The sequence below is a fragment of the Amycolatopsis orientalis DSM 43388 genome (assembly GCF_000411975.1).
GTDB classification, from domain to species: Bacteria; Actinomycetota; Actinomycetes; order Mycobacteriales; family Pseudonocardiaceae; genus Amycolatopsis; species Amycolatopsis orientalis_D.
On the sequence record NZ_ASXG01000099.1, the window covers coordinates 41,128 to 66,136 of the forward strand.

A 25,009-nucleotide genomic window follows, 5' to 3' on the forward strand; every position below is an offset into this window, starting at 1 on the left:
AGGGAGTCGTGCGCGGCACTCGGTCCGGACTCGAGCAGTCCGTAGCGTCGCGGACGCAAGCGAGGGCATCCGAGGAGAGGACTTCCGATGACCGACCTTCCCGATCCGACCACGCCGTACCTGGAGCCCGAGGCCAGGCAGCTCACCGAGGACACCGATCCGCACCCGCGCATCTACGAACTGCCGCCCGAGGAGGGCCGCAAGATCCTCAGCGACCTGCAGCGCGGCGAGGGCGTCGAGCGCCCCGACGTCGACGAGGAGTGGGTCGACGTCGACGCGGGCGAATGGGGCGCCGTCCGCACCCGCGTCATCAAGCCCAAGGGCGCCGCCGGCCCGCTGCCCGTCGTGTTCTACATCCACGGCGCCGGCTGGGTTTTCGGCGACGACAAGACCCACGACCGGCTCTTCCGCGAACTCGCCGTCGGCGCCGGCGCGGCCGGTGTCTTCCCGGTCTACGACTGGGCGCCCGAGAAGGGGTACCCCACGCAGGTCGAGCAGAACTACGCCGTCGGCCAGTGGCTTCAGCGGAACGGAGCGGACCGCGGTCTCGACACTTCCCGTGTCGCCGTCGCCGGCGAGTCCGTCGGCGGATGCATGTCCGCGGTTTTCGCGCAGATGAACAAGGACCGCGGCGGGCTCGAGCTCAAGACGCAGATCCTGCTCTACCCGGTGACCGGACCCGACTTCGACACCCAGTCGTACCACCAGTTCGCGGAGCACTACTACCTCACCCGCGACGGGATGAAGTGGTTCTGGGACGCGTACACGACCGACGAGAGCAAGCGCGAGGAAAAGTACGCCTCGCCCCTGCGGGCCACTCTCGAAGACCTCAAAGGACTGCCGCCCGCGCTGGTCATCACCGCGGAAGCGGACGTCTTGCGGGACGGAGGCGAGCTCTACGCCAACAAGCTCCGCGAGGCCGGCGTCGAGGTGACTGCCGTCCGCATCAGCGGGACTGTCCACGATTTCCTGCTGCTGGACAGCCTGCGGGACACCCCGGCCACGAACGTCGCCCGGAAGCTGGCGATCGACACGCTGCGAGAGGCGCTGCGCCAGAAGTGACCGTGCGGGACCGTGGGGGCAGACTCAGCACAGGTCTGTCCCCGCGCCGGCCACGGACACCGAGGAGACGACGATGAGCCCGACCGCCACCGGTCCGCACGTCGACGAGACCGGCGCGCGGATCGTCGGCGAGGTCGGCCTCCTGGAGTACGAGGACTGCCAGGTGTCGGCGATCCACGGCCTCCGGGACATCTTCCGCGTCGCCAGCGAGTACGCCGTCGAGTCAGCGGATCCGCCGAGCGTGATCCGGGTCAGCACCTGGACCGTGTCCGCGACCGGCGCCGGCCCGGTCCTTGCCTGCACCTCGGACACCCATCCCGAACTCCAGCACCGGCTCAGCCACCTCGTCATCCCGCCGAGCCTCGTCGTGCCCGAGCTCATGAGGCCGGTCAGCGAGCTCGCCGGCTGGCTCGGCGGGCTGCGGGCGGAGGGCACGACCCTGTGCGCCGTGTGCGCCGGGGTCTTCGTCCTCGCCGAGACCGGTCTGCTCGACTCCCGGGACGCCACGACCCACTGGGCGTTCGCCGAGGAGCTGGCCCGGCGCTACCCGAAAGTCCGGGTGGACGCTTCGCGCATGGTGATCGACGACGTCGACATCGTGACGGCCGCGGGGATCCTCGCCTGGGTCGACCTGGGCCTCACGCTGGTCGACCGGATGCTCGGCCCCAGCGTCATGCTGCACACCGCGCGTTTCGTCCTCGCCGACCCGCCCCGTCGGCGGCAGTCGCTCTACCGCGAGTTCACGCCTCGGCTCCAGCACGGCGACGCCGACATCCGCGAGGTGCAGATCCGCCTGCACGCCGCCCTGCACGAGCCGCACTCGGTCGAGGACCTCGCCCGGGCCGCGGCCATGCATCCGCGCACCTTCCAGCGGCGGTTCAAGGAGGCCACCGGACTGACGGCGACGGAGTACCTCCAGGCGGCGCGCATCGCGAAGGCCCGCGAGTCCCTGGAGCTGACCACCGAGCCGGTCGCGCGGATTTCGCGCAGCGTCGGCTATCTCGACGTGTCGAACTTCCGGCGGCTTTTTCAGCGCGCCACCGGCGTCACGCCGTCGGAGTACCGGAACCGGTTCGGCATCGCGGCACGCGCCGGCAGCCAGCCGGACGACCAGGCGGTCAGCCCGCGAGGATCCGCTCCACTCCCTCCCGGTACGTAGTGACCCGGAAGCCGGGGAACCGGGCAGCGAACTTCGAGCTGTCGAAGATGTTGTCGCCGCGGTAGCGCACGAGCAGCTCGTACATCTCGTCGAGCGGCTTGACGAAGCGCCGCCCGATGCGGAACGCGAGCATCGGCAGCACCGTGTAGCCGAGCTCGCGGCCGACGGTCTCGCCGGCGATCTCGACGAGTTCGGCGTAGGTCTTGCGGTCGGGGTCGATCGGCAGATGCCACGTCTGGCCGTAGGCGTCCGGCGTGTTGCCGAGCAGCGCCAGCGCCCGGCTCGCGTCGGGGGTCCAGATCAGCGAGCGCTTGGCGTGGGCGTTGACCGGGACGAACGGCCGTTTGCCCGCCTTGATCCGGTCGAACACCAGCGAATTCGTGTAGCTCTTCGTCGGACCGGGGCCGTAGAACTCCGGGGCGCGGCCGATCAGTCCCTCCACCCGGCCGGTCCGCATGGCCTCGAGCAGCATGGTGGCGAGCTCGCCGCGGACGCGTCCCTTGCGACCGCCCGGCGCGAAGGCCGTCGACTCGGTCTGGGGCTCCGGCGTCCCGGGATACATGTAGGTGTTGTCGAAGAAGACGAGCTTCGTCCCGTGTTCGGCGCAGGCGTCGATGACGTTGCGCATGATGACGGGGAACTGCCGCTCCCACAGCTCCGAATCCAGGGGCAGGCCGACGGTGAGATAGGCGATCTGGCTGCCCGCGACGGCCCGGCTGGCGGCCTCGGCATCGGTGAGGTCCGCGGCCACGAGTTCATCGGTGTCGTGGACCCGCGCCGGCTTGCGGCTGACGAGGCGAATGTCCTTGGTGTGCGTGCGATGGAGCTCTTTCACGAGCTCGTCGGCGATCGGTCCGCCGGCGCCGAGGACGGTGTGCATTCGGTCTCCTTGAAGTACGGGGGTCGGCGGCCGCTCAGCCGCGAGCGGCGCCGGGCCACCAGCGGACAATGCGGTCGACCACCGCGGCCGGGGTGCGGACCCAGCCGATGTGGTCGTTGGTCGCGCCCGGGGGCGCCTGGTCGCGGGGGTAGTGCCAGCGCGTCACCGAGTCCGGTGCGAAGAGTCGCTCGGCGAGGTCGTCGACGGCCCCGACCGGGGACAGCCGGTCCTCGCCCAGGCTGATGACGAGGGACGGCGTGGTGATCGGCTGCTCGACCGGGTAGGGCGGCCGGCCGGTGAGGACCATGCGCGCCCATTCGCGCATGAACGTACGCGCACCGGGGCCGCCGAACGCCGGCTTCGGGAGGTAGCCGAAAACCGCGGTCGCCACCGGGACGACGAGCGCCGCCATGACGGCGAGATGGAGACCCCGGCAAGCGAAATGCCGATAGCGCGGGATCGCGCCGCCGACGGTGATCACCCCGTCGGCTGGCGGCCGGGTGAGCTCGTGCCCGGCGACGAGCTGGCCGCCGAGGCTGTGCCCGAGGAGGAGCACTGGCCGCGCCGGCGACTCCGCCCGCGCGGCGGCGACTGCGTGGGCGATGTCGTCGATTTCGTCGCGGTAGGCCCAATCCTCGTGTCGGCTCGCCCGCGGCTCGCCGCGCTCGAACCCTCGCCGGCGCAGCGCTCGGGCCGGCCACCCGCGTCGCTCGAACTCCGCGACCAGCGGCCGGTAGTAGCCGGAGCCGACGGCCATCGCCGGCGAGATGAGGACAATCGGCGCGCTGGCACCGGTTTTCTCAGCGTCCGTCATGAGGTGCCGCCGTCGTGGTGATCACGGTGAAGGCGATGCCCGCGTCGCGAAGCCGGCGCAGCAGGTTCTCGCCCATCGCGGTCGCGGTGGTGACCTGGCCGGCGGTGGGCGGGTTGTCGTCGAAGGCGAGGCACAGCGCCGACTCGGCCAGCATCTTGGCGGTCTCGGTGTAGCCGGGGTCCCCGCCGCGGACCTGGGTGTGCACGGTCTGACCGCCGCTCTCGCCGACGAAGTCGACGGTGAACCAGGCGCGCTCCCGGCGCTCCGCCGCCGGCCCCTCGCCTTGCGGGAGGCGTCGGCCGATGGCGCGGCGCAGCGGCGGGACCTGCACGGCGGCCAGGGCGGCGGCGAAACCGGCGACTGCGCCGGCGACGGTCGCGACGCGCCGGACCCCGGCGTAGTGGGAGTAGGCGAAGTCGGGTCCGTAGTCCGGGCGAGCGAGTGCGGACCGCCGGACGACCTCGGGGTCGATCGTGGGCAGCGGGATCAGCCAGGTTCCGAGCACCCGGTCGCGACCGGGGAGGCCGAGGCGAGTGCGGACCCGCCGTCCCCGCGGCCGCGGCTCGAGCCGGCGGCGGGCGGACGCGGCCCGCACCATGGCGCGCGGTCGCGACAGCTGGCCCAAGCCGGAGTGCAGCGTCCCGCCGGAGATGGCGGCGTTCGTGCGAACCACTCCCCGGAGGGTCACCGGCGCCCCGGGCGGCAGCTGCTGGACGGTGAAGAGCGCACCGAGATCGTGCGGGATCGAATCGAAGCCGCACGCGTGGACGATGCGCGCACCGGTCCGCTCGGCAGTCGCGTGGTGCTCGGCGTACATCCGGTCCACGAACTCGGGCTCGCCGGTGAGGTCGACGTAGTCCGTGCCGGCCGCGGCACAGGCGGCCACGAGCGGTTCGCCGTGCTCCAGGTAGGGGCCGACTGTGGTGATCACGACGCGCGCGGACTCGGCGACGCGGGACAGCGACTGGCGGTCCGACGAGTCGGCCTGGAGGAGCGCGAGGTCCTCCAGCTGCGGGTTGCTCCGCAGGAGACGGCCGCGGACGGCCTCCAGCTTCGCCGGGTTGCGTCCGGCCAGAGCGAGCTTCGCCTCGGACGGGAGGCGGGCGGCGAGGTACTCGGCGGTCAGGCCGCCGGTGAAGCCGGTGGCGCCGAAGAGCACGACGTCGAAGGGACGCGCGTTCGTGCGGGGGGACATCGGGTCTCGGCTCCTCCGGACATGCGGTATGTTTACAGTGCTAACACCACCGTAGAAGGGCAAAGTAAGCGATGTCAACTTCCGAGAAGGGTGGCTACCATCACGGCGACCTGCGGGCGGCGCTGCTGTCGGCCGCGATGGAGATGCTCGAGGCCGGCGAGCCCTTCTCGCTCCGTGCCGTCGCGCGCCGGGCCGGGGTGTCGCCGACAGCGCCGTACCGCCATTTCAAGGACCGCGACGCCCTGGAGTCCGCACTGGCCGCCGAGGGCTTCCGCGACCTGCTGGCAGACCTCGGCGACGGACGCGAGCCGCCCGCCTCGCTCGCGGACCTGGCCGAATTCGCGGTCGCCTACGTCGCCTTCGCCCTGCGGCGCCCGGCGCTCTTCCGCGTGATGTTCGGCAAGCCGTGCGACGACGCGGACGACGACCGGGTCAAAGCCGCCGACGCCCTGCACGAACTGCTGGCCGCCGCGCTCGCCCGGGTCTCCCCCGAGGCGGACACCTCGGCACTGGCGTCGGCCGGCTGGGGGCTCGCGCACGGGCTCGCCTGCCTGTACCTCGACGGAAAACTGCAGGCGGCGTCAGACCAGGAGATCGCCGAGCAGGTGCGCGGCGCGTTCCTCGCGATCGCGTCGATCGGCCCCTGACCCGGGCGCGCGACCGGTGTTGACAGTGCTCACATGCCGTGTCATCCTCGGTGTTAGCACTGCTTACATCAGAGGAGAGAGTCCATGGCATCGACCGGCACGAAACCCGGCCGGACCGTAGAGGTCGACCTCGGAGGCCGGCTCGTCCCCGTCCCCGAAGGCGGCCTCTACGACCGGTTCCGGATGGACACCGACCTCGACGAGGTCGCCCGGGACCCGAGGGTCAGCAGCGTCGACTTCTTCCGCCGGATGCCGAAGACCCGCGTGGACTCCCGCATCGGGCCCACGCTGACGCCGAACTTCTACTACCGCATTTCCACGGCCCGGCTCACGATGCTCGCGCCGGCGAAGGCGATCCGCGCCCGCCTGCCGAAGGAGCTGGACCCGCTCGAGCTCGCCCCGGGGCTCGGGATCGTTTCGGTGATGGCCTTCCGCTACGACGTGTGCGACATCGACTTCTACACCGAGGCCGCCGTCGGCATCGCCGTCAAACCGGCCCGGCACGGCGGGCTGGGGTTCCTCGACCTGGCCGCCGGGCTCAAGAACGACTCCCTGCACTCCTACGTGCTCTCGCTTCCGGTCAACACCGAGATCGCGCAGGTGCGCGGCCACGACGGCTACGGTTTCCCCAAGTGGGTCACCCAGCTCGACGTCGACATCGACACCGACCGCACCTCGTTCCGGGTCGCCGACGACGAGGGCGGCCTCGACCTCGCCCTCGCCGCGCCCACCCCGAAGCAGACCGTCCGGCGCACCGGCGAGCACGTCTCGACCCTGACCTCCTACACCACGATCGACGGCGCCTGGCACTCCACGACCAGCCAGATCAACCAGCTGGCCGCGGGCGCCACGCGGTTCCCCCGCGGCCTGGACCTGCGGCTCGGCAAGGGCCGGATGAGCGACGACTTGCGCTCGCTGAAGCCGGTCCGGACGATCCAGCTCGACGTCGCCACCGAAGCACAGCTGGCCCTGCACATGCCGGTGCCCACCTCCGTCCAGGAGCGGAGCTGAGAACGAAATGCCCGCCACCCGTCCGGCTCCGCTGACGCCGGCCCGAATCGAGCGACTGGCCGGCCGCAAGCGCGGCCCGCGGCCCAGCCAACCGCTCCGCACTAAGGAAAATCAGCCATGACCAAGCGCATCCTCCATGTCGTCACCAACGTCGGCCACTACGACGACCCGTCCCACGCCACCGGGCTGTGGCTCTCCGAGCTCACGCACGCCTGGCACGTGTTCGACGAGGAAGGCTTCGAGCAGACCCTGGTCAGCCCGGCAGGCGGCGCCGTGCCGCTCGAGCCGCGGTCGCTGAAGTTCCCCAACTACGACAAGACCGCCAAGGCCTGGCGTGCCGACCCCGCGAAAATGGAACTCCTCGCGACCACGAAGAGCCCCGAGGAGATCGACTCCGCCGCCTTCGACGCCATCTACTTCACCGGCGGCCACGCAGTGATGTACGACTTCCCCGGCTCCGAGGGCCTGCAGCGCATCACCCGCGAGATCTACGAACGCGGCGGCATCGTCTCCTCGGTCTGCCACGGCTACTGCGGCCTGCTCGACACCCAACTGTCCGACGGCAGCTACCTCATCGACGGCAAGCACATGACCGGCTTCGCCTGGCAGGAAGAGGTGCTCGCCCGCGTCGACAAGCTGGTGCCGTACAACGCCGAGGACCGCGCGAAGGAGCGCGGCGCGCTCTACGAGAAGGCCAAGCTGCCGTTCGTCTCCTACACGGTGACCGACGGCAACCTCGTCACCGGCCAGAACCCCGGCTCGGCCAAGGCCACGGCGCGAAAGGTGGTCGAGGCTCTCGCGGGTGCCACGTCGCACTCCTGAGATGCGTTCGTTTCCCGCACATTATCCGAACCGTGGCAGCGCGATCGCTCGCAGCTTCCGCTCCTTGCGATCGTCCGGGGTGGCGGCCGACTGGGCGTTCGAGACCGGAGCCGGCGAGCCCCAGTCTCGAACGCCCTTGCGCGACGCCGATCAGAATGGCCAAACGGCGTTCTGGCCGGCCTCGAGCAGCGAGATCATCCGGAACGCGGTGTCGGTCAGCCCGCCGAACGTGTGCCGGTTCCGGCCGCCGCTGGGGGCGTGGCCAGTCCGGTAGCCCGCGAGGTTCCACGTGTACAGCGGCATGTTCTGCGGGACCGCGGAGCCGACGTCGCCGAAGCCGGCCTGCTCGTCGGTCAGGAGCACGACTCGGTCGTGGAAGCCCGGACGCAGGTGCCGTTGGATCGCCCCGGCGGTGTCGGTGCCGCCGCCGATGAAGTAACCGCCGCTCTTCCAGCGGTCGACCGCGCGGAGCAGGGATTCGCCTCGCTTCACCGGAAACTGGACCGAGGGCGGCTGGTTTCCCCAGTCGCTGGAGAACGACACCACGTCGGCGTGCTCGCAGCGCGCCCCGAGCGCGATCCCGAAGACCGCGGCCGCGTCCCACCGCAGCAGAGTGCCGTCCTTGCTGAACCTGCTGTTCATCGAGCCCGAGGTGTCGACGAGCACCAGAGTCCGGCCAGTCAGTTCGGGCACATTCGCCAGCGACAGCGTGATCGCTTGTTCCAGCGCCCATGCCCACCGCAGTGAAGGCGCCGCCCGATACGCGGACAGGAACCGCATCGGCATCTGGCGAGACCGGGCGACCTCGTCCGGGTCGGCGAGCTTCGCCGCGACCGTCGCGGCGACCTCGTCCGAGACACCGGCCTCGTCGAAGTTGCGCAGGTTCCGCAGCAGCGCCAGGTAGCCCATCGAAGGGATGATCGCCTCCCACACCGCGGCGGTGAGCGGACTTCGCAGCCATCCGGCGAGCGCTTCCCAGGTCATCCCGGCCTGGCGCAGCCGCGACCGCGCTTCGTCCAGATTTCCTGTGGTGAACAGCTCGCGCCGCTCCTCCACCGGCCACGCCATCAGCTCCGCGCGCGAACCGAGGACTTCGAGTTCGGCGGGAATCTCGCGGTCCGGGTTGAACCGGACGTCGAGGATGTGCGCGAACAGCGCGTTCTGCCAGTCGGCCCGGGTGTCGGGATGGGTGATGCCGAGGACGTCCGCGAACCGGAAGCCCCGTGCGGCCGAGTCCCACTTGAGGAACGACTTCTCGTTGTAGAGCCGCTTGACGGCGTCGGCGACGCCGCGCTTCACCGGCTTGGGCACGGTCCGGCCGTGCACGCTCGTCCAGTAGCCGAGCATCTCCCCGGGCTCGTCGGCGCGCTGGAGCACACTGTCGACGACGTTGCGCGACATGCCGTTCTCGCCGGCGTCCAGCCGAGCCCTCGCGAATTCCGCGCCGCCGACGATGGCCGCGGTGCGCATGTTCGCGCCGCTGCGCAACCAAGCGAGAAACCGGGCAGTCCACTCGGGATCGGCCACGGTCGCCGCCCGGACGAGTTCGGCGTAGCGGATGTCGCGCTCGTCCGCTGTCTCGTAGAACGTGTTCTCGCTGACCAGGTTCGTCACGGCGAGCAGGAACAGTTCGCTCTTGGTGTCGCGCGCGTAACCCGCGCCGCCTTCATAGGTACGGCCGGACAGAGTTCGCGCGGTGACGACCGGCGACGAAACCGCCGCCCGAAGGCCGGCGATGTTGAACTTCGGCATGTCCCCCAACCCCTCGTTGTGCCGAGAGGAGTCGCAATCTCCAGATGCGGCCCGAGAAAAAGTCGGCGACGGTGACAAAGCTGCTCTGCCGATTGAGCTACCCCGCGGTTTCCCGCGGTGACGGGACTCGAACCCGCAACCCGCCCATTAACAGTGGAAGTAACCATTGCCTGCGCACCGGGCGCATCTGAAGTTGTGGCTCCCGAGAAAAAGGTTGCCCTGCGGTGGTTTCCGGACAGTGAAGTAACCGCGAGGCTTCGCACCGGGAGTGCTCTGCCAAGCTAGCAGGCCGGCGTCTGCTGCCGCACCTGGTTTTGTCGCCTCCCGCCCGACCCCGGAGAAAACCCGTTGCACTGCCTCGTTTTCGACGCACCGAAGCCGCGCACATCTTTCTGATTCTTGCCGACGTGAACAACCGTTTCGGGCCTGATGACGCGCGGAAGGCGCAGAACCGGCGCGACGCGGTGTTGGACCGCCTTCACCCGCTGCCTGGCGTCAGCGAGCGCCAGAACTCGGCAGGATGTCGGGCCGGGGCGGTGCGGATGATCTCGATTTCGGTGCTGACACACTGCTGCCGCTCGGCGGCATCCCCGACGTAGCGCGGACCGGCGACCGCGAACAGTTCCAGTGCGCGCAGCAGCTTGCCGGCCGCGCGTGCCGCCTGCGGTCCGACGCCCATCTTGGCCAGCCGCTCGCCCAACAGCTCCAAGTCGGCCTCGCTGACCGTTCCCGGGCGCGAACCTGCGACCCAGCCCAGAAAGCGCTCGCTCAACCGTTCGCCGGCGGGTCGGCGGGCCATCGCCAGCACGGTGGACCCCGGCATGCGCGTGACCCGGCAGAGCCGCCGGGAGGACAACCCGGCCGCCGCGGCGGCAGCCACCGCGGCGGTTACCGCGTCATAAAAACCGAGCATGGCGGCGGCCGCGGCCTGGTGCGTCTCGTCGACGACGGCCACGGCCTCCTCCATGTCCCGCCGCAGGCCGTTCATCGTTTCCACCAGAAACCGCCCGATCACCCGGTCCGCCTGCCAGCCGGGCGGTGTCCGCTTCGGCAGCCTCGCGTAAACCGCGTGGGCGACCGTGGGCGCCGAGAGCCGCAGATAGGCGCCAGTCAATTCGATGGCAGCCGGTTCGGACAATGCCGGGTCAGCCGCGCGCAGCGCCGTGAAGGCGAAACTCGCCCACTCCTTTCTGGTCTCCCAGCCATCGACGGCTCGACGCATCGCGTCCAGCGCCGCGCAATAGGCGTCGACCGCCGCGGCCGGGGTCACCGCAGCCGCCCTGATCGCCGCCGCCAGGTCCCCGCTCGCCGTCATCGCAGTGCGCCCTCCCGCGCTCGTCACCACCGGCTTTCGGCGTCCGAACCAGCCTGGTCCAGTTATACGCCGACTCGGCACCAGTTCGACCTCGTCGGCATCGAACCCTTCGCCGTCCGGGACGTCGTCCCCGCAGATTTGCGATAAGCCCAGTAAAAGCAGGCTCGATCGGCCCGGAAATACGCGATCGCACGCCGCGTATTCACCTTCAGGCTTGCTGTCAATTCCCATTTCGTGGCCGACGATGCCGAAATGCCCATCGAGGCCGCCAGTCCGGAGGTACGAAGGAAAGCTTTGTAGGTTACCTTCATACCTGCTACCGTGAACCACGTGACCGACACTGCAGACCTGGCCCAGTCGCTGCGCGAGGTTCTCGGCAGAGCCCAGCGGGCGCTGCGCGAGCAGGGCGGCCGGAAGGGGTTGACCGCCAGTCAGACCGAGGCCTTGGGATATGTCTTGCGGGAGGGGCCGATGACGATCACCGTGCTGGCGAACCGGCTACGCGTCCGGTCCCAGTCCATGGGCGCGACGGTCTGCGTCCTGCGCGAGCGCGGCTTCGTGACGGTCACGCCGGACCCGAGCGACGGCCGCCAGAAAGTCGTCGCCGCCACGGACGAGGCCAGGGCCTTCGTCGCGGAAGCCCGCAGCAAGCGCGCCGATTGGCTGGCGAAACAGCTCGAGACGCTCACGCCCGCCGAGCGGCAAACCCTCACCGCGGCGCACAAGGTGCTCGATCGACTTTTCCCGTAAGGAGCCCGATGCCCATTACCGCCCTCGACCCCAGAACGGCCCTGATCGTCATCGATCTGCAGGCCGGCAGCGTCGGCATGGACCTGGCGCCGCACGCCGCCTCCGACGTCGTCGCCCGCGCCGCCCGGCTGGCCGACGCCTTTCGCAGCCGTGGCCTGCCCGTTGTCCTGGTCAACGTCGCCGCGGCGCCCGGCGTGCGCAGCGACCGGAATCCCAGCGGAGCACCGTTCGAGCTGCCGGCGCAGGCGTTGCCGGTCGTCGCCGAACTGGGCGCGCCCGACAAGCTGATCACCAAGCGCACCCCTGGCGCGTTCACCGCCACCGACCTCGAGCGCTATCTTCGCGAACAGGGCGTCACCCAGGTGGTCGTCACCGGTGTCGCGACCAGCGACGGTGTCGCCGCCACCGTGCAACAGGCCTTCGAACTCGGCTTCCACGTGACCACCCCGACCGACGCGATGGCCGATCCCCTCGCGGACCGGCACGAGTTCGCGGTGACCCACCACTTCCCGCAGCGGGCCGAGACCGGCAGCACCGACGACGTCCTCGCACTGCTCGCCACCAACTCCCGATGACACCGGCGACGCCGTCCGAGACGGTTGCGCAGCGCCCTTTCTCGTGGCGGTTCACCACGCCGCTGTACCTCGCCTCGGTCCTCAATCCCGTCAACAGCTCGCTGATCGCCACCGCGCTGGTCCCGATCGCGCACGGCATCGGCGTCTCGATCGGACAGACCGCGGCCCTGGTGACAGCTCTGTACCTGGCCAGTGCGGTGGCGCAACCCACGGCGGGCAAGGCCGCGGAGGTCTTCGGCCCGCGCCGCGTCCTGGTCGCCGGCATCGTGGCCGTGGCGGCGGGCGGACTGGTCGGGGCGGTCGCGCACGACCTGCTGACCCTGGTGATCAGCCGTGTCCTGATCGGCCTCGGAACCTCGTGCGCCTACCCGACCGCGATGCTGCTGATCCGCGAACGAGCCAGCGAAGCCGGCCTGGAGCAGCCGCCCGGTCTCGTGCTCGGCGGGCTCCAGATCGCCGGCGTCGCGACCGCGTCGCTGGGTCTGCCGGCCGGAGGCCTGCTGGTCAGCGCCTTCGGGTGGCGAGCGGTCTTCCTCGTCAACCTTCCGGTCGCGCTCGTCACGCTCGTCGCGACCCTGGCTTGGATCCAGCCCGACGGACCACGGGAATGGCGCGGCCTGCGCGACGTCGCCGCCCGGCTGGACCTGATCGGCATCCTCGGCTTCGCCACCGCGATGCTCGCCCTGCTGGCCTTCCTGTTCGAACTCCCCACCGCGCATTGGTGGCTCCTGGCGCTCTCGATCGCGCTGTGGATCCTCGACGTGCTCTGGGAGCTGCGGGCGGCCAGTCCCTTCCTCGACGTGCGCCTGCTGGCCGCGCGCCCGGCACTGACCAACACCTACGTGCTGTTCGGGCTGGTCATGCTGTGCCAGTACGTCGTGCTCTACGGAGTCACCCAGTGGATCGAAGCGGTCCGCGGCTACAGCGAATCCGCTTCCGGCCTGTTGCTGCTGCCGATGACCCTGATCTCCGGGATCGTCATCGCGCTGGTCTCCCGCCGCAACATGGTGCGCGGCCCGGCCATCGCCGCCGCCGCGACGGCCCTGGCCGGCTCCGCCGGGGTGCTGCTGCTCGACTCCAGCGTGTGGATCGGCACCGTCGCCATCCTCACGTTCCTGTTCGGCGCTTCCACTGGCTTCGCCGTCGCCGGCTACCAAACCGCCCTCTACACCCACGCCCCGCCCGAACAGCTCGGCACCGCGGCCGGCCTGCTGCGGACCTTCGGCTACGTCGGCTCCATCGCCTCCTCCGCCATCACCGGCATGGTCTTCCACCACCAGGTCAGCGACAGCGGAATCCACCTCATCGCCTGGATCATGATCGGCATCAGCCTCGGCCTGACGGTCCTCACCCTGGCCGACCGAACCCTGCGCACCCGGTCCCATCCATAGCGGACTCCACTGAGCAGGCCCGGAAGCGTGCCGGAGATCATTCCAGTACATACGCGGCGACGGTCGTGAGTTCGTCGCGCGTCCTGTTCCGGTAACGCAGCGGCGCCTACTCCCCCACGACGGCCGGCTGCGCGCCGGGACCGGCGAGTTCGACGAGCGCGAGCTGGGTCTTGCCGCGGACGACGGCGATCTCGCCGGGATTCTGCTTGAGGGCTTCGGCGACGCGGTATGCCTCGCCGGTTGCGGGTCCGCTCGGGATCGCGGCATGACGTTTCGGCCCGTCGCGTTTGAAGAGCCGGAACAGGGCCCACACCGTGACGAACGGCCAGGTGACGGTGGAGGCCACATCCACCAGGAACTCACCGATCTCCACCAGGCACCCGCGCGGACCGTCGTCGCGCGCGGCACCGCGTTCCCGTTTCCCGCGGCGGTCCCGTCGCGAGCCAACCGCGACCCGGCCCATCCCGGGGACCCTTGCCGCCTGGCTACGACCCGACGAACTAACGGGCGCAACCACTAGCTGCCGTCTCGGTGGAGTCCGCGGCCTCCTGGGAGCTTGAGAATCGTGCGCGCTTTCTCTGATGGGTTAGCGGTTCCCTGGGCCATCGAGTGGAGAATTCCGTTGTACACGAGATCCCACATTTTCTGATTCGCCTGCACGTCCTTCAGTTTGAGAGATCCGATATCGCGGCCCGCTGTGTCCTGAAGACGCAACATCATGTTGACGCCGCTGGCGTGTACGTCGACGGCGGTCAGGTTGTAGGTGTTGACCCACTTGTCCTTGTTCTGCACCCAGCATGCGCCAGCCGCCAACCAACTGCCCCGCATGATCAGCCAGATCAGCACTCCTGCGAGTGCGATGAACGGCCACCAATACGGTGTGGCAGCCCAGGAAAACCCCTGTGTCTCCACCGTAGGCACGACCGCGACGATAACGGCCGCAATAACGCCCGACTGCACCGCTCCGCGTCCACTGTCCTGCCGCCATTCCAATACCGGGCCTTCCGCGTCCGGCGTTGGCGGATGCTTACGCGGGGGCCGGTCCGTCGGCGTCGACTCGTTCGCCGCAAAATTTGTCGGTGCGCGCGGCGGACGCGGTTGTCCAGTCTCGAGGTCTGGCTGAGGGGGCAAGCCGGAAGCAGTCATGGTCGGTCGTCTTTCCCGTCAGAAGATCGAGGAGAAGAAGTGGCCAACTGAGTGCGCAGCACTGGACACGCCATGACCGATGTCGGACGCCGTGTTCTCGGCCCAGTGTGAAACCTCCGGCCAGTGATTCACCACTTCCCCAACTCCATACGCCACCCCCACGCCGACGCCGACTGCGGCCAGGGTCACTGGACCTCCCGCCAGACCGACTGCAGCGAATCCGGCGAGAGTACCTTCTGTGGCCAGGGATCCCGCGACGTAACCGCCAAGGTCCGCGCCCACGGCCTTTGCCACGTCGCCAGGGTTCTTTGCGTTCCGGCTGTCCCATGCCGTCTGGCCTAGCGCGATGACGCCACCTACGACTGGAAGCTTTTCGGCGATTTCCGGCAGCTTGGAGCCAATGCTTGGGATGTCTTTCAGACTTGCCGAAAGGACGTCGCCAACTTTTATTCCGGAGAGCCCTTCGGCCCACTTCAAGTTTCCGTCGAGTGCGGCTTGCGCTTTTGTCGCTCCTGGTTCAAAAACTCCAGCGGCGCGGGCTGCCGCCGCCTCTTCGAAGGGATCCTCCGCGTTCGCGGCGATGCGCTTGAACAGTTCAACCTGCGCGTTGCGCGCAGATGCGATCTTTCCCCACTTGTCGGCTTGGCTGATCGCTGTGCCGACCATGCCGGTGACGGTGCCGGCGGCGATCCAGCAACGCTGATCGGCGGCGTCTCTGAGCATGGTGTCCCATGCATTCATTTTTTGTTCAAGCGTGTTGTGCGCGTTCTGTTCCAGCTTGCGCGCGTCCGATGCGGTCTCTTGCGCTTGCTTGAACGCCGCCTGCTTGCGCTGATAATCCTGTTGCGCCTGGACGGCACCGGGGTTCGGCGCGGATGAATTGCCACCCGGCGCACTTGGTTGCGCCGGAGGTGACGGCGGGGCGACGGGATCGGCGATCGTATCGCCATTTACTGTCAACCCAGCGCTCGCTGCGATATTGCGCGCCTGAGCCATCCGCGCCTTGACCGTAGTCAAGTCATCCGCAAACGCGTGGAGATTCCGCGCAGCGGTGCGGCTGCTGTCGGCGACATCGTCGGTCTTCTCACCGGCCGGTTGCATCCGTTCGCGGAACGCGTCTCCTGCCTGGCCCGTCCACAAGGTCTCGGATTCGCTGCGAGCCGTGTGAAACGCTGTTCCGCCCTGCGTTATCCCGTCTGCGAGGCTCATTAGTTGATCGGCCGCGCTACGGCACGAGTTCTCGTCACCAACGACCTTCAAATCAATCGGCATCAGAGCGCCCTCCGTGTGCCGTTCATGGACTCACGGGCGTTGTCGTCAGCAGACTGATATTCCTTCGCTCCCGCCTGGGCGCGATCGGCAGCGCCGGCGGCCGTTTGTACGACCTTTGACATCACGTCGCCGAGAGCCGCCAGGCAACTTCCAACTGCGGCCGTCGATGTGCCGGCGTCGGGTATCGTCGGCGCTTTTCCTGCCAGACCTTCCAATTGTTCTGCCCCCTGAGCGAGCGTCCCGGCCAAGCGGTTCAGGTCCTTGATATCGAAGCCACCGCTCATCGGACGTCACCTTCTGCTGCAGAACCCGCCACGCGCCACTCTTCAGGTACGTCGACGTCGACAGCGACCACGTCAAAGCCGACCAACTGCTGCAAACCGACCAACTGCTCACTTGGGACGGCGATCCAGCCCTGTTCCGGTCCGCAGCCTGCCACGAGCAAGTCTTTCGAGCTGTACGCAAGAAGAGCCGTACGACCGTCCTGCATGTGTCGCAGCTGAACTTGCGCTTGGACATCGCCCGGCATCACGGGGTTGGTCGGGACAAACACGGCTCGGGCAAGTTCTTGAACTCCGGACGACTCCCCGCTCGACTCGTCTGTCATGTCGGTTCTCTCCCCGCAATCACAACCACCCCTGCCGCGAGTGGCCCACTCCTACCCTCAGTTCTCGAATGGCTTCGTCAGGTGACACTAACAGAGACATACCGTTAGCGAGCGCGATTCCTGAGCGGTCCGAAGTCGCCTGGGGAGGTCGGCGCCCATATCGTTGCCAGGCTGCTTGAACCACATGGTTGCACCATGGGGCAAATTGATCGCGGGTGCCCAACTTGGTGATGACTTTCCATACGTCTTTAAACCGCTCCAGCAAGTCGCGGATGGACATGCACCGCAAAGGCGACAGCCCGGCACCTCTGTTTCGCGCCGGGGCCGGACCCTCCTGGCAACTGCGACAATCGTGCCGCCGACAGGCGTGTTGATAGCGTGTGAATTTATGCAGAGCTATCATATTGCGCGCAATCTTAATTGCGCGGTGTGCTTCCCCGCTTGCCGAGAGGATCTTCACGGATTCAGCCGGCATCAACCCGCTGCGCGCCCGATCCCCGCTGATGGTCTTGTTGAGCAGGTCGGCAATGGTGTCCGCGGGGTTCAGCAGCGGGGATCAGGGTTCCGGGTTGACGCCGACCGAGCCTGTTAAGACGCAGCAAGGATCGCGGGAATGGCGGGCCCCGCAGCGCGACAACGGGGCTGCCCCGCTCACGCCGGGCCCGGTTCCAGCGCTCGATCAGCAACTCGAAGCCGCCAGGGCGTCGCCTGCACGCACCGAGCAACGAATCGACATATCGAGCGGGGCCGTCACACCAGGAGCGGCAGCGGCCTTCCCAGTGTCCGCTCCACGCCCCGAACTGCCACCCGGCTGCCGCAGCGTGCCACCGGCAGGCCGACCGCCTGGACGACCGTCAAAATCGACAGTGAATCGCCCCCGCTCCCGGGCAACGAAAAAAGCCCAGGTCTAAGACCTGGGCTTTGGCTCCCCCGCTTGGACTCGAACCAAGAACCCTCCGGTTAACAGCCGAATGCTCTGCCAGTTGAGCTACAGGGGATCGTGCTCTGCCGGTCCGGATCACTCCGGGCTGACAGGAAGAACTTTAGCCCATGCCGTTCCGCCCTCGCACAGGGGGGTGGGTTTTCGGCGGCTCCGCACGGGAGGCGGTTGTGTTGGACAATGGACAGTCGGAAGTCCTGCTGAGGAAGAGGTGTGGCCGTCGATGAAGAAGTTCCTGCTGGGCGTGGGCCTGGGATACGTGCTGGGCACCAAGGCCGGCCGGGGACGGTACGAGCAGATCGTGCGCACCTATCGCAAGCTGGCCGACCATCCGATGGTCCAGGGGGCCGCCGGGGTGGCGCGGGCGAAGCTCGGCGAGAGGTTCGGGCGCGGGAACGGCTGAGAGGTCCCGGTTCAGGCCGGTTTGCGCCAGGTGAGCGAGTACCGGCGCAGCACGTGTCTGCGGTAGCGCACTCCGGGCAGCACGCGCGCCGCGGACGTGCGGACTTCCCGGTAGCTCATGCTCGGCCGCATCGCCGGCATGCCTTCCGGGCCGCGGGCGCGGCGGAGCGTCTTCACGATGCGCACGATCGGTGCGGCCGCGATCGTCGCTGCCCGGTCCGCCGCGGTCGCGTCGCGGGCCAGGCCGACCACCACCAGGGCGCCGCCGGGGTTCAGGAGGTCTCGCATCCGGGTGAGGGCCGCTTCGAAGTCCAGGTGGTGGATGGTGGCCACTGAGCAGATGAAGTCGTAGGTGCCCAGGTCAGCGGAGAGAAAGTCGCCTTCGATGAAGGTGTCGGAGGACCGCGAACGAGCCTGGGCGACCATCTCCGGCGACTGGTCGATGCCGGTGACCTCGGCCGCCGCGAGAGCCAGTTTCCGTACCAGCAGACCGTCTCCGCAGCCGACGTCCAGCGCCGTCGAGCATCCGGCGGGCACCGCGCGCAGGATGCCGGGATGGCGGGCGACGTTAGTGTTCCAGTACGGCATCAGCCGGGGATCTTGGCGACGAAGAAGATCCGCCGGAATTCGAACCAGGTCGTGCCGTCCGGGCGCGGCGGGTAGGCCTCGTCCAGGAGCGGGGCGAGGTCGTCCTGGAAGGCCGCCCAGTCCTCGTCGCTCAGGGCCGCGCGAATCGGGCGCAGTGCGGTTCCGGTGATCCACTCCAGCACCGCGCGCGGGCCGGAAAGCCGTTGCACATAGGTGGTTTCCCAGGCGTCGACCACGCATCCGGCATCGGCGAGCAGGTTCGCGTAGTCGCGGGGTTCGCCGACGGCGTCTTCCGCCCGCAAAGTCACCGACGAGAGGCGCGAGGCCCAGGCCGGAGAGGCCGCCAGCTGACGGCTGATGGCGTGCGAAGGGGCCGAGAAATTGCCGGGGACCTGCACCGCCAGCACCGCGCCGGCGGGAAGTTCCGCGGCCCAGCGGCGCAGCAGGTCCTCGTGCCCGGGCACCCACTGCAGGACGGCGTTCGAGACGACCACGTCGGTGTCCGGTTTCGGCGTCCACGTCCGCACGTCGCCGACCTCGGCGGCCACCCCGCGTTCGCGGGCCGCGGCGACCATCTCCGGCGAGCTGTCCAGTGCCTCCAGGACCGCGTCGGGCCAGCGCAGCGCCAGGTCGAGGGTCAGGGTGCCGGGGCCGCAGCCCAGGTCGACCACCCGGCGGGGCGAGTCCGCCGAAATGCGCCCGATCAGGTCGTAGAACGGCCGGCCGCGCAGGTCGGAGTAGTCGAGATACTTCGCCGGATCCCACATGAGCAGCCTCCCGCCAGTAACAGTACAGACGTACTGAGTACGAGCGTACTGCTACTCCGCGCGCTTGGCCAGCTTCTCCGCGACCTCCGCCGCGACCGCCTCGACCAGCTCCGGATCGGTCCCCGGATCCGGGCGGACCTGCAGCTCCACGCCGTCGCGGCCGGGAACCTTGCGCTGCACGAACCACGCGCCGCCTTCGGGGAACTCGTGCCGGTGCCTTCCCCGCACCGAGCCGTCGACGCGCAGCCGCACCTGCTGCGGCACCTTCCCCGGCCGCGGCAGCCGGAACCGCACTGGCTGGCGGTCGGCCAGCACCGCGACCGCGCCGGCCCGCCCGGTCTCCTCCGATTCGGTCAGCGTGAACACGCCGTCGCCCCAGGTCGCCTTGCCCACCAGGTGCCAGCCGACCCGCCGCGCGCCGTCGCCGGACGGGATCCACAGGCCCAGCGACGTCACGACCAGGTGCCCGCCGGATTCGACCGGCGCGACCGCGACCGGCTCCTCGCCCTCGGCCAGCTCGCCGGGGAACCCCTCGGGCAGCCCGCGGCCGAAGAACCGGTTCAGCAGTCCCACGTCACTCCCACCCGCTCGCGGCCTGCTCGCGCAGCGACTTCCGGTACTGCTCCAGCGCGACCAGGTCGCCGAACAACGCCCGGTAGTCGTCCGGGGCCTCGACCGGCGACAGGCGCTGCAGCTTCGACTTGATCTCGCCGATCTGCCTGCCGACCAGGTTCTCCTGGACGCCCGCGAGCACGCCGGAGATGTAGCGCGAGTCCACTTCTCCCAAGGCGCGCAACGGTTCCACCGCCAGTTCGCTGAGCACGCGGCGGACCGTCCCTTCCGGACAGTGCGCCGACGCGGCGTCCAGCAGCGCGGGCCCGGTGAGCCCGGAAGCCGCCCCGCCCGCCTTCAGCACGGCCTGGTGCACCGCGATGTACACCGGGTGCGTGAACGCCTCTTCCGGCAGCGAGTCGTACTCCGGACCGGCGATCGCGGGCTGCTGCAGCGCGGCCTTGAGCGCTTCGCGCTGCCCGACGAACCGCGGGTCGTTCGGCGCGGGACGCGGCAGATCCTGCTTCTCCGGCTCGGGAGCCGGGGCTTCCTGCCGGGCCGCGGACCGCCGCGGCTGCGGTTCGACCGGGCCGCGCCGCGCCGCCGCCCCGGCCGCGCCGCGCACCCGGTTGACCACCTGCGCGACGTCCTGCCAGCCGACCCACCAGGCGAGCTTGGACGCGTACCCGTCCCGGCTCGCCCGGTCCTTGATCGCGGCGACCATCGGCACGGTCTTCTGCAGCGCGGCGACCTGTCCGTCGACCGAATCCAGGTCGAACTGCTTCAGCATGCTCTTGATCACGAACTCGAACAGCGGCGTGCGCCGGGCCACCAGGTCGCGCACCGCGGCGTCGCCCTTCGCGATGCGCAGCTCGCACGGGTCCATCCCGTCCGGCGCGACCGCGATGTAGGTCTGCCCGGCGAACGTCTGGTCGCCCTCGAACGCCTTGAGCGCGGCCTTCTGCCCCGCCTCGTCGCCGTCGAAGGTGAAGATCACTTCGCCGCGGAAGGCGTCGTCGTCCATCATCAGCCGGCGCAGGACCTTCATGTGGTCCTCGCCGAACGCGGTGCCCGAGGACGCGACCGCCGTCGGCACGCCCGCCGCGTGCATCGCCATCACGTCGGTGTAGCCCTCGACCACCACGACCTGGTGCCGTTGCGCGATCTCCCGCTTGGCCTGGTCGAGGCCGAACAGCACCTGCGACTTCTTGTAGATCTGCGTTTCGGACGTGTTGAGGTACTTCGCCGAGATCCGGTCGTCGTCGAACAGCCGCCGTGCGCCGAAGCCGACGACGTCGTTGCCGAGGTCGCGGATCGGCCACACCAGCCGCCGGTGGAACCGGTCCATCGGCCCGCGCTGGCCCTCTTTCGACAGGCCGGACGCGAGCAGTTCCTTCACCTCGAACCCGCGGCCCAGCAGGTGCTTGGTGAGCTTGTCCCAGCCGCCCGGCGCGAACCCGCAGCCGAACTGCTTGGCCGCCGCGGCGTCGAACCCGCGCTCGGTCAGGAAGTCCCGGGCCGCGCGCGCCTCCTCGGTGCCGAGCTGCTCGACGTAGAACTCGGCGGCCGCGCGGTGCGCCTCGATCAGCCGGGACCGGGTGCCGCGGTCGCGCTGCACCGACGCGCCGCCGCCCTCGTAGGTCAGCCGGATCCCGACCCGGTCGGCGAGCCGCTCGACCGCCTCCACGAACGACACGAGGTCGATCTTCTGAATGAACTTGATGACGTCGCCGCCCTCGCCACAGCCGAAGCAGTGGAAGGTCCCGTGAGTGGGGCGCACGTTGAACGACGGGGTCTTCTCGTTGTGGAACGGGCACAGGCCCTTCAGGCTGCCCCCGCCGGCACGGCGCAGCGCGACGTACTCCCCCACGACCTCGTCGATCCGGTTGCGCTCACGCACCTCCGCGATATCGCTCTCCCGAATCCGTCCTGCCACGCGACCACAATAGTTCTCCCTCCCGCCGCGCCGTGCGGCACACTCGGGACATGAGCACCACGACCGCGCTGGAGGACCTCGCCGCCGAGTTCGACGCGCACCGGCCGCACCTGATCGCCGCCGCCTACCGGCTCACCGGCACCCGCGCGGACGCCGAGGACGCGACGCAGGAGGCCTGGCTGCGGCTGTCCGGGCTCGACGACGCGGGCCGCGCCGGGATCCGCGACCTGCGCGGCTGGCTGACCGCCGTGGTCGGCCGGATCTGCCTCGACCGGCTGCGGTCGGCGGCCGTGCGCCGCGAGAAGTACGTGGGCGAATGGCTGCCCGAACCGATCGTCACGCCGTTCGGCGCGCCGGCGAGCGAGGATCCGCTCGAGGCGGCGGTGCGCGACGACGGCCTGCGCATGGCCGCGATGGTGGTGCTCGACCGGCTCACGCCCGAGCAGCGCGTGGCGTTCGTGCTGCACGACGCGTTCGCGGTGCCGTTCGCCGAGATCGCCGACGTCCTGGGCTGCAGCCCGGCGGCCGCGCGCCAGCACGCCTCCCGCGGCCGCCGCGCGGTCGAGGACGCCGACCCGCCCGCCCGGATCGACCTGGCGCAGCAGCAGCCGGTGCTGGAGAAATTCGTGGTGGCGCTGCTGGCGGGCGACCTCCGAGCGGTCACCGAACTGCTGCACCCGGACGTGGTGATGATCGGCGATTCCGACGGCCGCTCGCGCACCAGCCGCCGGATGATCGTCGGACCGGACAAGGTCGCCCGCTTCGTGCTCGGGGTGCTGGCGAAATACGCGCCGGGCACGATGGACCACGGGCGGCCGGTGCTCGTCAACGGCGACCTCGGCCTGTGGCTGCCGCGGCTGCCCGCGGTCGACGGCTATCTGGCCCTCGACGAGCGCGTGCAGACGTTCAGCGTGCGCGACGGCCGCATCGCCGGCGTCTACGACCAGGTCAACCCGGAGAAGCTCGCCCGGATCACCCGGCCGGAGCAGTAGTCTGTGAAGGGCTCCTTGAGGGAATCAGATTCCCTCAAGGAGCCCTTCACGGACCTTTCCGGGGTCAGGGAATCGGGACGCGGCAGGCGTCGCCGGAGGTGAAGCCCTGGTCGACGATGCCGAGCGCGCTGTTCATCCGCGCCCGCGAGTTCTCCAGGCCGATCTGGTAGGTCAGCTCGACGACGCCCTTCTCGCCGAATTCGGCCACCAGCTCGGCGATCTGCTCGTCGGTGACCGTGACGGTCGGGCCGGACATCGCGTCCGCCAGCGCCAGCGCCAGCCGCTCCTGGCGGGTGAACAGCGGCGACGTCGCGTACTCGTCGATGTGCTTGAGCCGGTCGATGTCGAGGCCGTCGTGGCGCTGCAGCATGGTGCCGAAGTCGACGCACCACGAGCAGCCGATCTGCGTGGCGACGCGGTACACCGCGAGCTCGCGCACGTTGGCGGGCAGGTGCTTGGACGCCTTCTCCGCCAGCAGCTCGTGCGCGATGCTGGTCCGCAGCAGCCCGCGGTGGTGCGCCACGACGGCCATCGGCTCCGGCACCGCGCCGTACCGCTTGCCGGCGATCCGGTAGAAGAGCTTGAGCACCGGGCCGCCGTCAGCGGCTCGTTTGACCGGGATACGAGGCATGTCGGGTCCTCCTTCTGAGTCGTTCGACAGGAGGAACGGGACAGCCGCGCGGGATGTGACAGCGTCAGCGATGCCCGGTGATCGGGCGCACATCCCAGATCCAGACGCCGTCGATGTACTGCGCGGGTTTGCGCAGCAGGAGGTCGACGGTGGCGCGGTAGGCGTCGCTGTGCTCGCGCGGGATCAGCACGAGCACGCTGGCGTTCCAGTAGCGCAGGTCCTCGATCGCCTGGTTCCGGTCGGCGTCGGTGACCGGCTGCGCCTCCTTGGTGTCGCGGACCCGGTCCAGCAGCGTCGAGGTCGGCCGCTGGTAGGAGCCGTAGCGGCCGCGTTTGTCGTTCGGGCCCTGCGGTCCGACGAAGTAGCCCTCGGGCATCGCGTACCGCAGGCCGGCGTCCATCTGCCAATGCAGCGGCTCCGACTCCCCCGAGCTCGGCAGCGGCACCGGCACCACGGTGCCGCCGGGCGCGACGTAGCTCTCCCAGGTGCCGTCGGCGAAGAACGCGGGCGTCGGCGGGCGTTGCTGCACGAGCAGCTGGGTCGGCGCGATCGGCAGCAGCACGGCCGCGACCGCACCGAGCCAGATCAGCCGCACCGGCAGTTTCGTCTCTCCCTTTTCGGCGGCGGTGAACACGCGGTCGGTGGCGATCGCCAGCAGCGCGCCGATCGCGGGCACGCACGCCATCGCCAGCCGGGATTCCAGCAGCGATTCGAACAACGGCAGGCCCGCCAGCAGTTTCCACGGACCGGGCACGCCGGTGTTCTCGTGCAGCACGGTGATTTCCGAGCCGAGCGAAAGCCAGGCCATCAGGAACATCGAGATCGCCAGCGAACGGGCCACGACCTCGCGCCACAGCCACGCCGTGACCACGACCATCAGCACGATCAGCGGCCAGCCGAAGAACGCGTTCTCCTCGGTGCGGTTCAGCGACACCGCGGCCGCCGCCTCCGGCTGCCCGGACACCGACTGGGTCGCGAACCGGGTCATCGCGGCGGTGTCGTTGCCGACCTGGCCGTGCTCCAGCCCGGTGTAGCTGTCCGGGCCGAAGAACTGCCACCACAACGGGAACGCGACGACCACCAGCGTCAGCGCGACCGCGATGCCGCCGCCGAGCAGCACCGGCCGCACCATCGCCTTGACCTCGCGTCGTCGCGAAACGCAATACGCGACCGCGAAGATCAGGAAGCCGAGCGCGAAGATCAGCAACGGCTCTTCGCCGAGGAAAATCTGGTACGCGGTGAGCACGCCGAGCCAGATCCCGTTGCGCACCGGGCGTTGGCCCTGCGCCAACTGGATCACTTTGAGCGCGATGAACGGCAGCAGGAACCACGCGACGAAGTTCGGATGCGCGTTGGCGTGCGAAATCATCGGCGGCGCGAACCCGGCGAAGGCGCCGCCGATCGCAGCGGACACCCGGTGCCGCACGAGGTGTCGCGAGAACACCCAGTACCAGGCCGCCGCGCTGCCGGCGAGGCTGCCGGTGAGCACGATCGTCCAGGTGACCGTGGGGCCGAAGGCGAGCGTGATCGGGGCGAGCGGGATGCCGACGCCCAGCATGGCCGTGTTGGCCATCATGTTCACGCCGAGCGGGTAGTTCTGCAGGCTGCTGGTGAGCGGGTTTTCCAGGTGCTGCACCGATTTCGCGGTGACCGCGAAGAACCATTCCCACAGGTTCTGGTCCGACGCGCTGTTCCACAGGTAGCCCTGGCCGAGGTCGGCCCACAGGCCGCCGAACAGGAGCACCGAGAACGCCAGGTACGCGCCGATGATCCCGGCGTCGGCCCAGGACTGGCGCATCCGCG

Annotated in this window: 26 protein-coding genes and 2 tRNA genes; 10 read left to right on the plus strand and 18 right to left on the minus strand. The window is 69.5% G+C overall.

Features of this window, described 5'->3' with window-relative positions; genetic code table 11:
- The first annotated feature begins 87 nt into the window (after positions 1-87).
- Both L942_RS19490 and L942_RS19495 read left to right on the plus strand, forming a co-directional pair.
- On the plus strand, positions 88-1,062 hold the full coding sequence (locus L942_RS19490; protein ID WP_037362371.1) for an alpha/beta hydrolase: 975 nt from the start codon (positions 88-90) through the stop codon (positions 1,060-1,062).
- Positions 1,063-1,135: 73 nt separating this feature from the next.
- Positions 1,136-2,221: a GlxA family transcriptional regulator gene (locus L942_RS19495; protein ID WP_051166098.1), complete on the plus strand. Its 1,086-nt coding sequence runs from the start codon at positions 1,136-1,138 to the stop codon at positions 2,219-2,221.
- On the opposite strand, the gene L942_RS19500 is transcribed toward L942_RS19495, so the two are convergent.
- From L942_RS19500 to L942_RS19510, 3 genes are read right to left on the minus strand one after another with little or no spacing between them, the layout of a single operon-like run.
- The gene (locus tag L942_RS19500; protein ID WP_037362374.1) at positions 2,181-3,101 is read right to left on the minus strand and encodes an NAD-dependent epimerase/dehydratase family protein; all 921 of its coding nucleotides are present in this window, start codon (positions 3,099-3,101) and stop codon (positions 2,181-2,183) included. The two genes, L942_RS19495 and L942_RS19500, sit on opposite strands and share 41 nt — an antisense overlap.
- Positions 3,102-3,135: 34 nt before the next feature.
- Positions 3,136-3,915: an alpha/beta fold hydrolase gene (locus L942_RS19505; RefSeq protein ID WP_051166099.1), complete on the minus strand. Its 780-nt coding sequence runs from the start codon at positions 3,913-3,915 to the stop codon at positions 3,136-3,138.
- On the minus strand, positions 3,902-5,110 hold the full coding sequence (locus L942_RS19510) for a saccharopine dehydrogenase family protein (protein ID WP_037362376.1): 1,209 nt from the start codon (positions 5,108-5,110) through the stop codon (positions 3,902-3,904). The genes L942_RS19505 and L942_RS19510 overlap by 14 nt, the downstream gene beginning before the upstream one ends.
- A gap of 71 nt (positions 5,111-5,181) precedes the next feature.
- Between L942_RS19510 and L942_RS19515 the strand changes: the two genes are divergently transcribed.
- The 3 genes from L942_RS19515 to L942_RS19525 all read left to right on the plus strand — a co-directional run bounded on the left by L942_RS19515 (position 5,182) and on the right by L942_RS19525 (position 7,590).
- Entirely contained in the window at positions 5,182-5,757 is a 576-nt protein-coding gene (locus L942_RS19515; RefSeq protein WP_037362378.1) for a TetR/AcrR family transcriptional regulator, read from the plus strand.
- An 84-nt stretch (positions 5,758-5,841) separates the two neighbouring features.
- Positions 5,842-6,768 (plus strand): acetoacetate decarboxylase family protein, encoded by a 927-nt coding sequence (locus L942_RS19520; protein ID WP_037362380.1) that lies wholly within the window; start codon positions 5,842-5,844, stop codon positions 6,766-6,768.
- A gap of 117 nt (positions 6,769-6,885) precedes the next feature.
- Positions 6,886-7,590 carry a type 1 glutamine amidotransferase domain-containing protein gene (locus tag L942_RS19525; protein ID WP_037362381.1) on the plus strand — a complete coding sequence of 235 codons (705 nt, stop codon included), beginning with the start codon at positions 6,886-6,888 and terminating at the stop codon, positions 7,588-7,590.
- A 150-nt stretch (positions 7,591-7,740) separates the two neighbouring features.
- Here L942_RS19525 and L942_RS19530 read toward each other — a convergent pair whose 3' ends face one another.
- From L942_RS19530 to L942_RS19535, 3 genes are all read right to left on the minus strand, one after another.
- On the minus strand, positions 7,741-9,342 hold the full coding sequence (locus L942_RS19530) for a TROVE domain-containing protein (RefSeq protein ID WP_037362383.1): 1,602 nt from the start codon (positions 9,340-9,342) through the stop codon (positions 7,741-7,743).
- A 111-nt stretch (positions 9,343-9,453) separates the two neighbouring features.
- Positions 9,454-9,524 (minus strand) — tRNA-Ser (locus L942_RS44330).
- A gap of 296 nt (positions 9,525-9,820) precedes the next feature.
- The gene (locus tag L942_RS19535; RefSeq protein WP_158684494.1) at positions 9,821-10,888 is read right to left on the minus strand and encodes a hypothetical protein; all 1,068 of its coding nucleotides are present in this window, start codon (positions 10,886-10,888) and stop codon (positions 9,821-9,823) included.
- Positions 10,889-10,987: 99 nt separating this feature from the next.
- On the opposite strand from L942_RS19535, the gene L942_RS19540 reads away from it, so the two are divergent.
- From L942_RS19540 to L942_RS19550, 3 genes are read left to right on the plus strand one after another with little or no spacing between them, the layout of a single operon-like run.
- Entirely contained in the window at positions 10,988-11,407 is a 420-nt protein-coding gene (locus tag L942_RS19540; protein WP_037362578.1) for a MarR family winged helix-turn-helix transcriptional regulator, read from the plus strand.
- A gap of 8 nt (positions 11,408-11,415) precedes the next feature.
- On the plus strand, positions 11,416-11,982 hold the full coding sequence (locus L942_RS19545) for an isochorismatase family protein (RefSeq protein ID WP_037362387.1): 567 nt from the start codon (positions 11,416-11,418) through the stop codon (positions 11,980-11,982).
- Positions 11,979-13,373: an MFS transporter gene (locus tag L942_RS19550; RefSeq protein ID WP_037362390.1), complete on the plus strand. Its 1,395-nt coding sequence runs from the start codon at positions 11,979-11,981 to the stop codon at positions 13,371-13,373. Before L942_RS19545 ends, L942_RS19550 begins: the two co-directional genes overlap by 4 nt.
- 106 nt (positions 13,374-13,479) lie before the next feature.
- Here L942_RS19550 and L942_RS19555 read toward each other — a convergent pair whose 3' ends face one another.
- The 6 genes from L942_RS19555 to L942_RS19565 all read right to left on the minus strand — a co-directional run bounded on the left by L942_RS19555 (position 13,480) and on the right by L942_RS19565 (position 17,396).
- On the minus strand, positions 13,480-13,746 hold the full coding sequence (locus L942_RS19555; RefSeq protein WP_158684495.1) for a hypothetical protein: 267 nt from the start codon (positions 13,744-13,746) through the stop codon (positions 13,480-13,482).
- Positions 13,747-13,889: 143 nt separating this feature from the next.
- Positions 13,890-14,294, minus strand: a complete 405-nt coding sequence (locus L942_RS43010) for a hypothetical protein (RefSeq protein WP_158684496.1) — start codon at positions 14,292-14,294, stop codon at positions 13,890-13,892.
- A 243-nt stretch (positions 14,295-14,537) separates the two neighbouring features.
- Positions 14,538-15,791: a WXG100 family type VII secretion target gene (locus L942_RS44335; protein WP_158684497.1), complete on the minus strand. Its 1,254-nt coding sequence runs from the start codon at positions 15,789-15,791 to the stop codon at positions 14,538-14,540.
- Complete coding sequence (locus L942_RS44340) at positions 15,791-16,075, minus strand: hypothetical protein (protein WP_143271336.1); 285 nt, start codon at positions 16,073-16,075, stop codon at positions 15,791-15,793. The genes L942_RS44335 and L942_RS44340 overlap by 1 nt, the downstream gene beginning before the upstream one ends.
- Positions 16,072-16,398 carry an SAV_915 family protein gene (locus tag L942_RS44345; RefSeq protein WP_158684498.1) on the minus strand — a complete coding sequence of 109 codons (327 nt, stop codon included), beginning with the start codon at positions 16,396-16,398 and terminating at the stop codon, positions 16,072-16,074. Before L942_RS44345 ends, L942_RS44340 begins: the two co-directional genes overlap by 4 nt.
- A 922-nt stretch (positions 16,399-17,320) precedes the next feature.
- A tRNA-Asn gene (locus L942_RS19565) sits at positions 17,321-17,396 on the minus strand.
- 165 nt (positions 17,397-17,561) lie between these two features.
- On the opposite strand from L942_RS19565, the gene L942_RS19570 reads away from it, so the two are divergent.
- Entirely contained in the window at positions 17,562-17,741 is a 180-nt protein-coding gene (locus tag L942_RS19570; RefSeq protein ID WP_037362580.1) for a hypothetical protein, read from the plus strand.
- Between the two features lie 11 nt (positions 17,742-17,752).
- On the opposite strand, the gene L942_RS19575 is transcribed toward L942_RS19570, so the two are convergent.
- Genes L942_RS19575 through dnaG form a run of 4 tightly spaced genes read right to left on the minus strand, consistent with a single transcriptional unit; the run spans position 17,753 to position 21,583 of the window.
- Positions 17,753-18,328 carry a class I SAM-dependent methyltransferase gene (locus tag L942_RS19575; protein ID WP_037362395.1) on the minus strand — a complete coding sequence of 192 codons (576 nt, stop codon included), beginning with the start codon at positions 18,326-18,328 and terminating at the stop codon, positions 17,753-17,755.
- On the minus strand, positions 18,328-19,095 hold the full coding sequence (locus L942_RS19580) for a trans-aconitate 2-methyltransferase (RefSeq protein WP_037362397.1): 768 nt from the start codon (positions 19,093-19,095) through the stop codon (positions 18,328-18,330). Before L942_RS19580 ends, L942_RS19575 begins: the two co-directional genes overlap by 1 nt.
- A 51-nt stretch (positions 19,096-19,146) precedes the next feature.
- Positions 19,147-19,668, minus strand: coding sequence for a hypothetical protein (locus tag L942_RS19585; RefSeq protein ID WP_051166102.1), 522 nt, complete (start codon positions 19,666-19,668; stop codon positions 19,147-19,149).
- Position 19,669: 1 nt separating this feature from the next.
- Positions 19,670-21,583: a DNA primase gene (gene dnaG / locus L942_RS19590; protein ID WP_037362399.1), complete on the minus strand. Its 1,914-nt coding sequence runs from the start codon at positions 21,581-21,583 to the stop codon at positions 19,670-19,672.
- A 50-nt stretch (positions 21,584-21,633) separates the two neighbouring features.
- On the opposite strand from dnaG, the gene L942_RS19595 reads away from it, so the two are divergent.
- The gene (locus tag L942_RS19595; protein ID WP_037362401.1) at positions 21,634-22,575 is read left to right on the plus strand and encodes a sigma-70 family RNA polymerase sigma factor; all 942 of its coding nucleotides are present in this window, start codon (positions 21,634-21,636) and stop codon (positions 22,573-22,575) included.
- A gap of 64 nt (positions 22,576-22,639) precedes the next feature.
- Here the strand turns inward: L942_RS19595 and L942_RS19600 are convergent, their stop codons facing one another.
- The gene (locus L942_RS19600) at positions 22,640-23,206 is read right to left on the minus strand and encodes a carboxymuconolactone decarboxylase family protein (protein ID WP_037362403.1); all 567 of its coding nucleotides are present in this window, start codon (positions 23,204-23,206) and stop codon (positions 22,640-22,642) included.
- Positions 23,207-23,270: 64 nt separating this feature from the next.
- Positions 23,271-25,004 carry a glycosyl transferase gene (locus tag L942_RS19605; RefSeq protein ID WP_051166107.1) on the minus strand — a complete coding sequence of 578 codons (1,734 nt, stop codon included), beginning with the start codon at positions 25,002-25,004 and terminating at the stop codon, positions 23,271-23,273.
- Between the last annotated feature and the right edge of the window lie 5 nt (positions 25,005-25,009).